Origin of the sequence: Methanorbis furvi (assembly GCF_032714615.1) — an archaeon.
GTDB classification, from domain to species: domain Archaea; phylum Halobacteriota; class Methanomicrobia; order Methanomicrobiales; family Methanocorpusculaceae; genus Methanocorpusculum; species Methanocorpusculum furvi.
This window is the reverse complement of record NZ_JAWDKA010000004.1, coordinates 111,960-125,077: the sequence shown is the minus strand read 5'-3', so window position 1 is coordinate 125,077 and position 13,118 is coordinate 111,960. Positions and strand designations below refer to the sequence as shown.

The window sequence follows — 13,118 nt, the reverse complement described above, 5'->3', positions numbered from 1 at the left end:
ATCAGTCCCTCTTACCAGAAGCAACTCTTCGTCTCTTACTGGAATCACTCTCATCAAGAAAATTATCCGATGTCGCAACACTGTGCCCAAGCTCCCGTTCCGTCTCCGTCCTGGCAACACCCGCAACCCTTCCGCCGCGGCGTGCAACCTCGCGACTCTTCGGAAAACTCTCCGGCTGCTCCTTTTGCGAAATCTCCGTCGTCACCCGCTCGCCAAGCATCGTAAAAATCAACTCCAGATCCGTCATATGATCCCGAAGATTCTCATTCTTTTTCGCAATCCCCTTCAATGTTCTGTACTCTGCAGGCGTCATTCCAAACGTTGCCTTTGAAATTTCCGCCGTGAGAATTGCAAACTCCCTGTCCGACGAAATACCTCTCTCCTGCCACTCATCAGTAAGATTCTGACGTATCGCCATTCCTCGAAGACGCTTATCAATCCAATCTTTTGGATAACCCTTCTCCTCATACAGAACCTTCATCCGTTCCTGAGCAAGTTCAGGATTTTCAATCTCCTGCAGCCGCTCATACCCGACCTGTGCCAGCCAGAGCTTCAGCGGCTCAGCTTTCGGCGAAGGAATCGACTGAACCAGACGGAAAATATGCCGGGCATTTCCCGCAAGAACTTTTCGCATCTTCCCGCTCTCGGTGACCATAGCTACAGGGGGACAATTTGTCCCCAGGTAGCCGTCAAGTTCAGGATCGCGTCGGCGAAGTTTTTTCAGATAATCTCGCGGGTTTACCGAATCCGTCAGCACCTCGACAATATCCACCAGCGAAAAATACCAGAGTTCCTCCTCCTCATTCCATGTTGACCGGATCGTCTTCTCCTGAAACAACTTAATAGAAGAGCCAGGCCTCATTTCAGATCAGAACTCCGGAACTCATTATCCAGAATATAGGAAACACAACCACATAAAACATCCCGCACAAACCCCCAGCATTAAGACAACTCGCACCAAATAATTATCATTTATGCCCTTCGTTGATCCGATAACCTACATCGTCGCCTTCGGTGCGATCGTCGTCTCCTTCCTCTGGCTTAGAGACACCCGCATCTTTGTCAGGACCGGCATTGAAGGATACCGCAAGGCAGCTTACCAGGGAGTACTCTTCACCGGACTCGGCTGGTTCGCCGCAGCCCTTGCAGGATTCTCCGACAACACCTTCCTCTACCTCGCCTGCGGTCTCATACTGCTTGCAATGTACCTGCAGTCCAGAATCACCCGAGGCAACGTATGGAAAGGAGACGAATCAGCATGGCAGAGATTTACCGGAGCCGCCCCACGACGCGTTCCTGAGAGGAAATAAGAATGCTGCAGAAACCACGCGGAACGCGGGACTTCCTTCCCGCAGAAATGGCACAGCGGAGAAGTATCGAACGCCGCATGAGAGACGTCGCCGCCTCATTCGGCTACGGCGAAGTCGTCACCCCCATGTTTGAAGAGCAGGAACTCTTCACCGTCAAATCAGGCGAAGGAATCATCGGCGAAATGTACGCCTTCGAAGACAAAGGCGGCAGAAAAATAGCACTCCGCCCCGAAATCACGGCAGCAGTTGTCCGGGCTTATGTAAACGAAGCCCAGGTCGCACCAAAACCACTCCGCTGGTTCTACTTCGCCGAATGCTTCCGGTACGAACGTCCGCAGAAAGGACGCTACCGGCAGTTCTGGCAGTTCGGCTGCGAACTGATCGGTGCCGACTCTGCGGCAGCTGACGCTGAAGTCATCGCCCTTGCAGCTGAACTTCTGAACTGTTCCGGCGTTCGGTTCGTCTTAAAGATCGGCCACCTCTCCCCGATGAAACACATGCTTGCAAGCCTTGACGCAGTCGAACAGAAAAAAGTCATGGCAGCTCTTGACAAGCGTGACATGGAACTTCTGGAAAACACGCTTGCCTCAATCGGCCATGCGGATCTCTATGAACCACTCGTCAGGCTCATCACCGCAGAAACCCTTGACGAGGTCTTTGCCGTCACCGGAGACATTCCTGAAAAAGCACGAATCGAAGAGACCTTCAGCTACCTCAAAGCCCAGAACATTCCGTTCGTGCAAAATTTCGGTATCGCCCGCGGTCTTGACTACTACACCGGCATGGTCTTTGAAGCCTTCGCCGACAATCTCGGTGCCGAGAACCAGATCCTCGGCGGCGGAGTTTACCGGCTTGCTCATCTGTTCGGCGGCAAAGATGTCCCGAGCTGCGGGTTTGCCATCGGCTTTGACCGTGTGATGGTCTCGCTCGGCGAGATCGTTCCTGCTGCCGCTCCGGTCGTTGCGGTCGTTGCGACCGCAGAAACGCGGGGGCCGGCGTACGCCGCCGCCGCCGCGTTCAGGTCGGCCGGCATCACCGCAGTGATGGACTTAATGGACCGGAGTTTTGGCGCCCAGCTCTCCTCTGCACTCAAGTCCGGCGCTTCGTATGCGGTCCTTATCGGCGCAAACGAAGCAGCCGCAGGCACGGTCACGCTGAAAAATCTTGCCGCCGCAAGCCAGAAAGAGATGCCTCTTGCGGACGCTGTCGCTGAGGTAATCAATGGCACTTGCTGACGAACTCGCCAAGAAACAGCGAAGCATCAGTGTAGCGGAGTTCTTCGAAAAGAACAAACACATGCTTGGGTTTGATTCCCCGACACGGGGAATCATCACCACCATTAAAGAAGCAATCGACAACTCGCTTGACGCCTGCGAAGAGGCCGAGGTTCTGCCTGACATTCTCGTCTCGGTACGAAAAGTCGGCGGCGACGTTTACCGCGTGGTGGTCGAAGACAATGGTCCGGGCATTGTGCCGGATAAGATGCCGGCGGTTTTTGCAAAACTTCTCTACGGTTCACGGTTCCATCAGGTCCGCCAGACCCGCGGTCAGCAGGGTATCGGCATTTCCGCGGCAGTTCTGTATGCACAGCTGACGACCGGAAAGCCAACGCTTGTCATCTCCCGAACCGATGCAAAATCTCCGGCACACAAGATGACGCTCGTCATCAAGACTGAGACCAACGAGCCTGAAGTTCTCTCGCATGAAGAGATCGACTGGGTGCTTCCGCACGGAACCCGCATCGAGCTTGAGTTCAAAAGTTCCATGGCTGCGAAGAAGAAGATGCTGGAGTATCTCAAGTACACTTCCATCGTCAACCCGCATGCACGGTTCCGTGTCGAGATCGATGACGAGTCGTTCACGTTTGACCGTGTCTCACACGACGTTCCGCCGTGTCCGGTTGCCATCAAGCCGCATCCGTACGGCATTGAACTCGGCGTGTTAAAGCGCATGACCGCGGCGTCCGATCTGCCGCTTAAAGAGTTCCTGATTGAAAGTTTTTCCAAAGTTGGCGAAAAAACCGCTCTTGAGATCTGTGCGGTTGCAAAACTGGACTCGAAAGTTTCGGCAAACAAGCTGTCGCTCGAACAGCTCAACCCTCTGCTTGAAGCAATGCAGACCGTCAAAATTCCGGCTCCTTCTGCCCTGCAGTGTCTCTCCCCGATCACTGAAGAGCTGATCGTGAAGGGAATGGAAAAAGAGTTCCAGCTTGACTTCATCAAAGCACGAACGCGTCCGAGCAGTGTGTTTGGCGGCAACTCCTTCATCGTGGAAGCCGCTATCGGTTACGGCGGAAAACTGCCGGTTGAAGGCAGTGCGATGCTTCTTCGGTTTGCCAACCGCGTGCCTCTGCTGTATCAGCAGGGAGCGTGTGCGATTACGTCTGCGGTTTCCGGCGTGAACTGGAAGGCTTACGGCGTTTCCCAACAGGGGCTCCCGATGGGTCCGGTTCTGATTCTCGTGCATGTCGCGGCAACGAATGTGCCGTTCACGAGCGAGTCCAAGGATGCGGTCGCCTCGGTTCCCGAGGTTGAGAAGGAAGTTACACTTGCGTTGCAGGAGCTTGGCCGCGATCTGAAGATGTTTCTGTCGCGCCGCGACAAAAGCAAGGAACAGGAGGACCGTGCCCGGGCAATCTGTTCGGTGATTCCGTTGATCGCCCAGAAAGTTGGCGAGATTGTGGAACGTCCGGCTCCTGACACTTCGCTGATCGAAGGACGTATCATGCGTCGGGTTGTGCTGAAGAAGGGATCATCAGCCGGGAAAATTCTGATCAGGGTTGACAACTATACCACAAAAGATCAGGAGATGGCGTTGTATGATATTTCCGGCGACTCTGCCGGTGATGCAACTGTTCCTCCGGATTTTGTGACCGAGATGGACGGTGAGTACACGAAGATCTGGAAACGTCTGCTGCACTCTGGAGATAACTTTGAGGTTACGTATACGGGTGCCGGCGGCGGTATTGTGGATCTGCAAGGGATTGCCGAGAATCTGAAAGTGGTGGTGGATCTGGATGTCTGAACCAAATGCACGTGATGTCGCGACAACGAAGCGGCTGATGGAAATTGCCCAGGTCTGGTATGATCAGATGGGGGCTGGAGATGTGCCGTCGATTACTCTGCCGACGAGGACGAAGTATAATCTTGAGTTCAATGATTCGTCCGAGGTATGGACGTACGGCTCAAAGGAGAGTACGAGGAACGCCGGAACGGCGAAATCTGCTGTTCATATGCTGAAGATGGCGTATGTGATGGGGTTCATCAAGATGCAGCTTGCGGAAAACCGGTCTTCAACGCTCAGAGAGATGTATTACATCTCGGAAGGCTGGAAGCAGGCGAAGTTCAGTGCCCAAAACGAGAGCAACTATCTTGTTGAGGACTTGGAGATCATTACAAATCTTCAGCGTGAGTTTTTCCATATGCGTCCTGAGGAGGACGGGGCTTCGATATTTGGTCCTATCCGGGTGCGAGAAAGTACCCGCCGCGGGATGAAGGAGATTCACTGTCAGGATGATGTGGGCGAGGCTGGTTATCATATTCCGAACAATGTGGAGAATGTGGAGCTGGTGGATCATGATGCATCGTGTGTGATTGCGATTGAGACCGGTGGTATGTTTTCGCGTCTGCAGGAGAACGGGTTTGATGAAGAATACAACACGATCCTTCTGCACTTAAGCGGTCAGCCGTCACGGGCAACACGGCGGATGCTGAAGCGGATGAATGAGGAGATGCATATTCCGGTGGTTGTTTTCACTGACGGCGATCCCTGGTCGTACCGTATTTATGCGTCTGTTGCGTACGGCTCGATTAAGGCGGCTCATATGTCTGAACATCTGGCAACTCCTGCGGCGAAGTTTGTCGGGGTGAAGCCTTCTGATATTCGTGATTATAATCTGCCGGCTGATAAGCTGAGTGAACAGGATGTTGCGGCGCTTCGGGCTGAGCTTTCCGACCCGCGGTTTGATAATGATTTCTGGCGAAAGGAGATCAATCTTCAGCTTGAGATGGGGCTGAAGTCTGAACAGCAGGCGTTCGCAAGTCATGGTCTTGATTTCGTGACGAAAGAGTATCTGCCGAATATGTTGTCTGAGATGGGTGTACTGAAGAGGTAATTTTTTTTTGGATAGGAGTTACGCGGTGTGATGTCAAGGAAAACTTATCCGTTTTTTTTTCTGAAAAATGTTGATCGGGTTAGTGACGAGTGGGAACTACGAGAAAAAAAACCGCCACGGATTCACACAGATGTTTAATTTGCCAATCGCTGTTATCTTGCGTTCGGGCGGGACTCCGGCTAATCGCCTCCGTCCTTTTCACCCTCACTGGATAACAGCTGGCAAATTTTTTCGGTTTTTTGTTGAAGTGGCGAGTGTGATTTTTTCTTACTTCACTCACTCCCACTCTTCCGAAAATACAATCTCTGTGAATCTGCAATTGCTTTTTTTTCAAATAAAGCCACATGTACCACTCAACAAAAAACCGAAAAAATTTGCCAGTCATTATCCAGTGAGGGCGAAAAGGACGGAGGCGATTAGCCGGAGTCCCGACCGAACGCAAGATAATGACGATTGGCAAATTTGGAATCCGTGTGAATCCGTGGCGATTTTTTTCTCGCGAGGCAACACTTCATCACTCAACAGTACACCGCGTAACTCCTATTTGAATTTATTTCCGGGAGTGACCCGGACAGAACTATTCACCCCTCATCCAATACCACATTTTTATTGAATCGTCCCTCCTAACTATATGGCATGACACTTGAAGCGAAGGACGCCCTGACCCAGTATCATTTTGCCGAGCGGCTCAAGCTCGACATCATGATGCTTGCCCACCAGTTCCTTACCATCCCCTCCCTCAAAAAAGAAGAAAAAGCAGGAGCAAAACGCATACTCATCAATATCACCGAAGCCCTTGCCGCAGACTCAAATGCCGCCGCCTCTTTCACCGGCAGTGAAGAGTTCGGCAAAGCAGCCGGCGTCCTTGACGAAGTCATCAACCTCGCAGAGTCCAACCAGTTTGGTCTTGCATCTGAAAAAGCGGGAGAAGCCATGGTCCCCATCACCACTGCCGCCGCCGCCGCATGGGAAGTACTCCACAGCCATGGACTCCTCTGAGTTCCTCCACTTCCTCGCAACCCGCGTCTCGGTCCGCGAGTACGACGGAAACTGCATCAGCGAAGAGGACGCTGAGTATCTCCTCGCGGCAGCATCCAAAGCCCCGTCAGCAGGAAACCTTGAAGCATGGGATGTTGTGATCGTCACCGACCCCGGCCAGCTTGAACTGCTCTCTGACGCTGCCGGCAACCAGCACCAGATCAAAGACTCGGGTTGTGTTTTCTGCGTCTGTGCCAACTATATCCGCTCCATGTCACGGTACGGCGACCGCGGAATCATGTTTGCTGTCGAAGACGCAACAATTGCCGCGACCTACATGATGCTCGCAGCCCACGCACGTCGGCTTCACACCTGCTGGATCGGGGCGTTCGATGACAGCGAAGTCAAAGGAATACTTGATCTCCCTGCTCATATCCGCCCGGTCGCTCTCCTCTGCGTCGGAAAAGGCGAAGCTCCGGCTCGCGGACCTGAGCGGATGGCCCCTTCAGGTCATGCTCACTATGATATCTGGCAGGCACCAATAGTACCATAATAATTATGCCGGACTATCGAGTGACACTGGAAGCAGCCTGGACGGTAAAGGATGTGACGACCACACAGGACGTCATCGGCATTGCCGTGAGTGAAGCAGGAAAACGTCTGCACCCTTCGGCAAAGTTTGTGGATGTTGACGTCATGGTCATGCCGTGTCCGTACTGCGGAGATGAGATCAACAGTGCCTTAGTCGTTGCCCGGACCGGAATGGTCGGACTTCTTTTGTCCATGAAAGTCTTCAACGCAGAAGGCGAAGACCACGCAGAGCGGATTGCAAAATCCGTCATCGGCAAAGCAGTCCGCGACATTCCGCTTGCGACCTACTGTATCGATACAATCGAAGGAGAAGAGCATGCCTGATCAGCTCATCTCCGTCACCGGCCATCTCTGCAATGACTATATCCTCTCCATCGCCGAGTACCCGAAGCTTGGTACCTCGTGCAGAGTCCTCGACCGCCGGAACTACTTTGGCGGAGGAGCGGCAAACATCGCGGTCGGTATTGCAAAACTTGGCGGCTCTGCTGAACTGATCTCCGCAGTAGGCAGGGATTATCCGGGCAGCAGCTACGAACGCCACCTCAAAGAGACTGGTGTTGCCACCCGCCTTTTTGCAACAGATGCCAAAAACTGTTCAACCGCCTTCATGGTCAACGACGCCGGCGGCAACCAGATCACCTACTTCGAGTGGGGGGCAGGCGAACTGTTCGAGGCAGCAGTTGCTCCGGCTCTCTCTTTCGTTCACATGGCGACCGGTGACGCAGCGTTCAATGTGAGAATTGCCGAGCAGGCAGAGTTTGCCACCTTTGATCCGGGCCAGGACGTCAAATACTATGCAGCAGATCATCTCAAATCGCTGTTTGCATCGATTGACATTTTGATCTGTAACAACTTCGAGGTTGAGATCATGTGTGAAAAGCTCGGCTGGACCGAGACTGATCTGATCGCCGCAGTTCCCGCAGCCATCATCACGAAGGGAAAGGACGGCAGCGTCCTTCACAAAAATGGTGATGCGGTTGCAATCCCTGCATGTCCGGTGACGCTGGTGGACCCGACCGGAGCAGGAGACGCATATCGCGCCGGACTTCTCACCGCATACAGGAAGGGCTTTGCGCTTCCCATCTGTTGTAAGATTGGTGCCGTCACTTCTTCCTTTGCGGTGGAAAAAGTTGGAACACAGACCAATCTTCCTGACTGGACGAAGATGGAGCAGCGGTATGCCGACCATTTCGGCACGCTGAAAAAGAACGAGTGATCATGACCTGGGCAGCGCTGACATCCGGAGGAAAAGATTCCATACTTGCCCTGCAGAAAGCACTTGATGCCGGAATGGATGTCACCTACATGGTCACGGTCGTCCCGAAAAATCCTGACTCCTACATGTTCCACTCGGCAAACCTTGCCGCGGTTCCCGTGATTGCCGAACGGTGCGGTCTTATCTATGTCGGCATCCCGAGTGACGGCGAGAAGGAGGCCGAGCTGCTGGATCTGAAGAACGGTCTTGCCGCTCTTCCCATTGAGGGGGTCATTGTCGGCGCAATTGAGTCTGAGTACCAAAGATCACGGGTTGCGGCAATCTGTGATGAACTTGGCATCGCGCTCTTTGCTCCGCTGTGGAAGATGGATCCTCTCGCTCTTCTCCGCGAGGTTGCAGACCGCATGGATGTACTCATTGTGGTAACCGCGGCTGACGGTCTTGGAGAAAATGTTCTTGGCAAACGCATCGATGATTCTTTGATCGATGTGCTCTGCAAAATTTCTGCGAAACGGAGAATTCACATTGCAGGAGAAGGCGGTGAGTATGAGTCGCTGACTCTTGCGGCACCCTGTTTCTCCTCGCCTGTTCTGTATGCAGGATGTACAACCGAACTCTCCTGCGGCAGAGGAATCGTCCATATAGAAAAATTCTGGTGAAAATACAATGGCTACTGAAGCAAAAACGGAAAACCTTTCAAAATATCTTTTCTCAGCGCCGGTCTGGTGGCAGTCGCTGATAATAATTCTCGTGATCGGCGCTCTTGTGGACGCGGTCGGATACTTGGTCGGGGGACCGGGGGAGATGATGTACGGCACGGTCTTTGCCGTTGCCGCAGTTATTGCGCTGTTTCTCACGAAACCTCTGGTCGATCTGCTGGGAACCGAGAAGCTTACCTGGAACAGATCGGCTCTTGTAGCTCTTGCCGGCATGATCTTCTCCTTATTCTGGATGCTGATCGGGCTTGTGCTGGACGCAGCACTTGCGTATGTGTTTGGTCTCGGATTTATTCTTGCGATTCGTCTGCTGGTGCTGACGGCAATTTCCGATTACCGGATTGTTCGGATGTACCTGCCTGCGGCTGTTCAGACGATTGCTGGTGTTGTTCTTGGTGTGTATCTGTTTGGGACCTCGTACCTTCTGCCGGCGGTTCTCTCGATTGTGATCTTTTCGATCGGCATCATCAGTTTCCTGATCCTGTTCGACCGGCCGCTTCGAAAAGCCCACGGGATTTCTGCGATGCAGTTCATCAATGCATTTCTTGCACATCTGACGGACGGCTCGAAGTCTCTGGAGGATTATTTCCGCACGATCGGTGAAGCAGTCACGGTGCCGGAGACAAGTTTCTTCTTCCGCCGTCAGGGCAAGAAGGATATTTTGTTTGTTGTCCCGAATCTTCACCCGGGACCTTTGTCTGAAGTTGGCGGCGGCAACTATCCGAAGCATCTGCATGATGAGTTTTCCGAGAATGAGACGGTGTTCATCTCGCACGGCTGTGCGACGCATGATTTTAACTTAGTCTCTGAAGATGAGTGCGAAAAAATTGCCGACGCGATCAATGAGACGCGGAAGAGTCTTGTCTATACACCGGTCGCAAGTATGCCGAAGCGGACGAGCTTTGGAACGGTGTCGGTACTTTCCCAGCGGTTTGGCAACTCAATTTTGTTGGTCACCACCCGGTCTCCTGAGATGACCGAGGATCTCGATTACTCGGTCGGGGCGATTGTGATGGCGGAAGGTCATCACTGGTATGAGAATATCGGGTTTGTGGATGCGCACAACTGTATGGTTGAGGTAACGTCTGTTGTGCTGCCAGCTTCAAAAACCGGAGCTGAGTACATTACTGCGTCGCGAAATGCGATGGAGCTTCAGTCGAATGCGGAGCTGACTTCGTTTTCGGTTGGTGTGTCCCAGAAGATTTTGCCGTTCTCCCGCGAGGAGGGTTTTGGCGATATGGGTGTTTTAGTGATGGTTACAGAAGTTCTCGGCGCAAAAACTGCGTATGTGCTGTTTGACGGGAACAATGTTCACATGGGTGTCCGGGAAGTGCTGCGAAACGCTGTACTTGGCTTGGGCCTTGATGAGGCCGAGATTCTTACGACCGATTCGCATGTGGTGAACACGATCTCCGGCAGAAATCCGGTCGGCATGGCGGTATCTCCGCAACAAATTCTTCCGCATCTGCTTGAGGCAATTCTTGAGGCGATCGCTGATCTCTCTCCTGCCGAGGCTGCGGTTGCAACCGGTCTCTGTCGCGATGTGGAGGTGTTCGGCCCGACCAGAACTGTGCAGTTGTCTTCAACGGTGAATGCGATGGTGACAAATCTTCTGCCGTTGTCGGTGCTGCTGCTGCTGGTTTCGTTTCTGGTGACGCTGCTGATCTTTATGATCTGCATCTGATTTTTTTTTGAAATTTTTTTTGTGATGCAGGTTTTGATCAATAATTTTTTTTTGAAAAAATAATTTTCGTTTGTAAAATTTTTTTTAGCTGGACTTACGCGGTGTGATTGTATGAGGTGGTGGAACTGTTGTATCGCATTATGAAAAATGTAGATCGGGAGAGTGGCAAGTGTGGCCTCGTGGAGAAAAGAACCGCAAATCCACGCAAATCTCGGTCGCTTCGCTCCCTCCGCAAATCGCGTTTGCTGTTCGTCGCTCTCATCCCGCCGGATTCCGGCGGGCTCGTTGCTATCGCAACCGCGACGGCAAACGCTGGCGGCGCGATTCGCGCGCCGCCTTGAAAATGGGATAGCTTTTCTCATGAATTAGGATATTTTATTGTTTGGGGGGTTGTTTTTCAGTCACAGGTATATGGATAAAATCTGCTCTCATCCACAAGACGGCGCCCGAATGGCGCCGTCCAGCGTTTGCCGTCGCGGTTGCGATAGCAACGAGCCCGCCGGAATCCGGCGGGATGAGAGCGACGAACAGCAAACGCGATTTGCGGAGGGAGCGAAGCGACCGAGATTTGCGTGGATTTGCGGTTCTTTTTTCCACGAGGCCCCACTCGCCACTAACTCGATCAATATTTTTCACAGTACAAAACATTCACCACCGCGTAACTCCTATTTGAAAAATTTTTTGTGATGCAGGTTTTGATCAATAATTTTTTTTTGAAAAATAATTTTCGTTTGTAAATTTTTTTGTATGCTACCCCGTGAAGCAGCCGCGAAAAAAATATCGCCAGCTCTCTTCACCCAAGCCCCGGCATCATAACCAAAACTGTCCAAGCAAGACCTTTGATATGATTTCAGCACCAATAATTTCATCAGTTATGGCAATCCATCCGATCGATTTCCGGTACGGTACTCCTGAGATGCGGAGCATCTGGAGCGAAGAGCATCGTTTTACCTGTCTTGTCCGTGCAGAGATTGCACTCGCCCATGCCGAGGCCGAGGTCGGCATGATCCCGGCAGATGACGCAAAAATCATCGAACAGAATGCTCTCTCTGCATCCCTCCTTCGTGCAAAGGAGATTGAAGCTGAGATCAACCATGACACCATGGCAATGATCCGGGCAATCTCTGAGGTCTGCGGCGATGCAGGACGATGGATTCACTATGGGGCTACCTCGAACGATATTTTAGACACCGCAACCGGTCTGCAGCTCAAAGATGCGTTCACCACGCTTGAAAAAAAGCTGGTTGCTCTCCTCACGGTGCTGCTGGACCGTGCCGGCTCAACAAAAAGTCTGGTCTGCGCCTCCCGCACGCATGGTCAGCAGGGGGTCCCGACAACGTATGGTCTGCGGTTTGCGAACTGGGCATCGGAAGTCGCCCGCCACATCGATCGTCTGCGTGAGATCCGTTCGCGTGTTGTTGTTGGTCAGATGACCGGAGCGGTTGGCACGATGGCAGCGATGGGTACTCACGGCATCGAAGTGCAGGCTGCAATGATGAAGTATCTGGAGATCGGGTCGGTTGATGTGTCCAGCCAGGTCATCGCCCGCGACCGATATGCCGAGTACATTTTCATGCTTGCAAACATTGCAACCACCCTCGATAAGATCGGTGTTGAGATCAGATCTCTGCAGAGAACCGAGATCGGCGAGGTGGAAGAGGCGTTCGGCAAGAAACAGGTCGGGTCGTCCACGATGCCGCACAAGAGAAACCCGATCAAAAGCGAACAGGTCTGCGGTCTTGCAAGAATTGTCCGTGCGATGATCGAGCCTGCCCTGCAGAACAATACTCTGTGGGATGAACGGGATCTGACGAACTCGTCATGCGAACGGATTACGTTTCCCGAGGCAACGATTCTCTGTGATCACTGTTTGAAGCTGATGACCGGAGTTCTCGAAAATCTTGTGATCAATACTGATAACATCAGAAGAAATCTTCTGATGCTGCACGGGATTACGCTTGCGGAGTCGGTGATGATTGAGCTGACCAGAAGGGGAATGCCGCGTCAGGATGCGCATGAGATCATCCGCGAGAGCAGTATGGAGGCCCTTGCCGCAGGAAAACCGCTCGCGGAAATTCTTTCTGCAAAGCATGATGTGGTGAAGTACGTGTCTGCTGAGGAGCTTGTCGGTCTCCTGAATCCTGATGCATACATCGGTCTTGCTGAGGTTCAGGTGGACAATCTGATCAGAAAACTTGCGACGTACTGCTCGTTGTAATTTTTTTTTGAAAAATGAAACGCGAATGGCGCGAATAGCGCGAATAAAAAAAATCGCCAATGGCGATTTTTCAAAATTTATCAAAATAATTTTTTCAGATTTTTTTTTTCGTAGTAAGATACATAGAAAATTTCTTTTTGAAAAATCTCCAATGGCGATTTTTAAAAGTTTATCAAAATAATTTTTTCAGATTTTTTTTTCGTAGTAAGATACGCAGAAAATTTCTTTTTGAAAAATCTCCAATGGCGATTTTTAAAAATTTATCAAAATAATTTTTTCAGATTTTTTTCG

At 52.0% G+C, this 13,118-nt stretch carries 12 protein-coding genes; 11 read left to right on the top strand and 1 reads right to left on the bottom strand.

The features are described 5' to 3' along the window. Position 1: 1 nt before the first annotated feature. Entirely contained in the window at positions 2–862 is an 861-nt protein-coding gene (locus McpAg1_RS04520; protein ID WP_338094103.1) for a BRO-N domain-containing protein, read from the bottom strand. 112 nt (positions 863–974) lie between these two features. On the opposite strand from McpAg1_RS04520, the gene McpAg1_RS04515 reads away from it, so the two are divergent. From McpAg1_RS04515 to purB, 11 genes are all read left to right on the top strand, one after another. Continuing rightward, complete coding sequence (locus McpAg1_RS04515) at positions 975–1,310, top strand: ABC transporter permease (protein ID WP_338094102.1); 336 nt, start codon at positions 975–977, stop codon at positions 1,308–1,310. A gap of 2 nt (positions 1,311–1,312) precedes the next feature. Beyond that, entirely contained in the window at positions 1,313–2,545 is a 1,233-nt protein-coding gene (gene hisS / locus McpAg1_RS04510) for a histidine--tRNA ligase (RefSeq protein ID WP_338094101.1), read from the top strand. After that, positions 2,532–4,334 carry a DNA topoisomerase VI subunit B gene (locus McpAg1_RS04505; RefSeq protein ID WP_338094100.1) on the top strand — a complete coding sequence of 601 codons (1,803 nt, stop codon included), beginning with the start codon at positions 2,532–2,534 and terminating at the stop codon, positions 4,332–4,334. Before hisS ends, McpAg1_RS04505 begins: the two co-directional genes overlap by 14 nt. After that, positions 4,327–5,424 carry a DNA topoisomerase IV subunit A gene (locus McpAg1_RS04500; RefSeq protein ID WP_338094099.1) on the top strand — a complete coding sequence of 366 codons (1,098 nt, stop codon included), beginning with the start codon at positions 4,327–4,329 and terminating at the stop codon, positions 5,422–5,424. Before McpAg1_RS04505 ends, McpAg1_RS04500 begins: the two co-directional genes overlap by 8 nt. Positions 5,425–6,060: 636 nt before the next feature. Further along, positions 6,061–6,423, top strand: a complete 363-nt coding sequence (locus tag McpAg1_RS04495) for a hypothetical protein (protein ID WP_338094098.1) — start codon at positions 6,061–6,063, stop codon at positions 6,421–6,423. Next, positions 6,410–6,955 (top strand): nitroreductase family protein, encoded by a 546-nt coding sequence (locus McpAg1_RS04490; protein ID WP_338094097.1) that lies wholly within the window; start codon positions 6,410–6,412, stop codon positions 6,953–6,955. The genes McpAg1_RS04495 and McpAg1_RS04490 overlap by 14 nt, the downstream gene beginning before the upstream one ends. A gap of 5 nt (positions 6,956–6,960) precedes the next feature. After that, positions 6,961–7,317: a DUF555 domain-containing protein gene (locus McpAg1_RS04485; RefSeq protein WP_338094096.1), complete on the top strand. Its 357-nt coding sequence runs from the start codon at positions 6,961–6,963 to the stop codon at positions 7,315–7,317. Beyond that, entirely contained in the window at positions 7,310–8,209 is a 900-nt protein-coding gene (locus tag McpAg1_RS04480; RefSeq protein WP_338094095.1) for a carbohydrate kinase family protein, read from the top strand. Before McpAg1_RS04485 ends, McpAg1_RS04480 begins: the two co-directional genes overlap by 8 nt. A 2-nt stretch (positions 8,210–8,211) precedes the next feature. Further along, positions 8,212–8,868: a diphthine--ammonia ligase gene (locus McpAg1_RS04475; RefSeq protein ID WP_338094094.1), complete on the top strand. Its 657-nt coding sequence runs from the start codon at positions 8,212–8,214 to the stop codon at positions 8,866–8,868. 7 nt (positions 8,869–8,875) lie between these two features. Beyond that, positions 8,876–10,609 (top strand): DUF2070 family protein, encoded by a 1,734-nt coding sequence (locus McpAg1_RS04470; protein WP_338094093.1) that lies wholly within the window; start codon positions 8,876–8,878, stop codon positions 10,607–10,609. Between the two features lie 874 nt (positions 10,610–11,483). Then, positions 11,484–12,827, top strand: a complete 1,344-nt coding sequence (gene purB, locus McpAg1_RS04465; protein ID WP_338094184.1) for an adenylosuccinate lyase — start codon at positions 11,484–11,486, stop codon at positions 12,825–12,827. Positions 12,828–13,118 lie beyond the last annotated feature (291 nt).

Excerpts from the sequence above, each read along its gene's own strand:
- purB (WP_338094184.1), top strand. The coding sequence starts at position 11,484 with ATGGCAATCCATCCGATCGATTTCCGGTACGGTACTCCTGAGATGCGG.
- McpAg1_RS04475 (WP_338094094.1), top strand. The coding sequence starts at position 8,212 with ATGACCTGGGCAGCGCTGACATCCGGAGGAAAAGATTCCATACTTGCC.
- McpAg1_RS04520 (WP_338094103.1), bottom strand. The coding sequence starts at position 862 with ATGAGGCCTGGCTCTTCTATTAAGTTGTTTCAGGAGAAGACGATCCGG.
- McpAg1_RS04505 (WP_338094100.1), top strand. The coding sequence starts at position 2,532 with ATGGCACTTGCTGACGAACTCGCCAAGAAACAGCGAAGCATCAGTGTA.
- McpAg1_RS04500 (WP_338094099.1), top strand. The coding sequence starts at position 4,327 with ATGTCTGAACCAAATGCACGTGATGTCGCGACAACGAAGCGGCTGATG.
- McpAg1_RS04485 (WP_338094096.1), top strand. The coding sequence starts at position 6,961 with ATGCCGGACTATCGAGTGACACTGGAAGCAGCCTGGACGGTAAAGGAT.
- McpAg1_RS04490 (WP_338094097.1), top strand. The coding sequence starts at position 6,410 with ATGGACTCCTCTGAGTTCCTCCACTTCCTCGCAACCCGCGTCTCGGTC.
- McpAg1_RS04515 (WP_338094102.1), top strand. The coding sequence starts at position 975 with ATGCCCTTCGTTGATCCGATAACCTACATCGTCGCCTTCGGTGCGATC.
- McpAg1_RS04480 (WP_338094095.1), top strand. The coding sequence starts at position 7,310 with ATGCCTGATCAGCTCATCTCCGTCACCGGCCATCTCTGCAATGACTAT.
- hisS (WP_338094101.1), top strand. The coding sequence starts at position 1,313 with ATGCTGCAGAAACCACGCGGAACGCGGGACTTCCTTCCCGCAGAAATG.
- McpAg1_RS04495 (WP_338094098.1), top strand. The coding sequence starts at position 6,061 with ATGACACTTGAAGCGAAGGACGCCCTGACCCAGTATCATTTTGCCGAG.
- McpAg1_RS04470 (WP_338094093.1), top strand. The coding sequence starts at position 8,876 with ATGGCTACTGAAGCAAAAACGGAAAACCTTTCAAAATATCTTTTCTCA.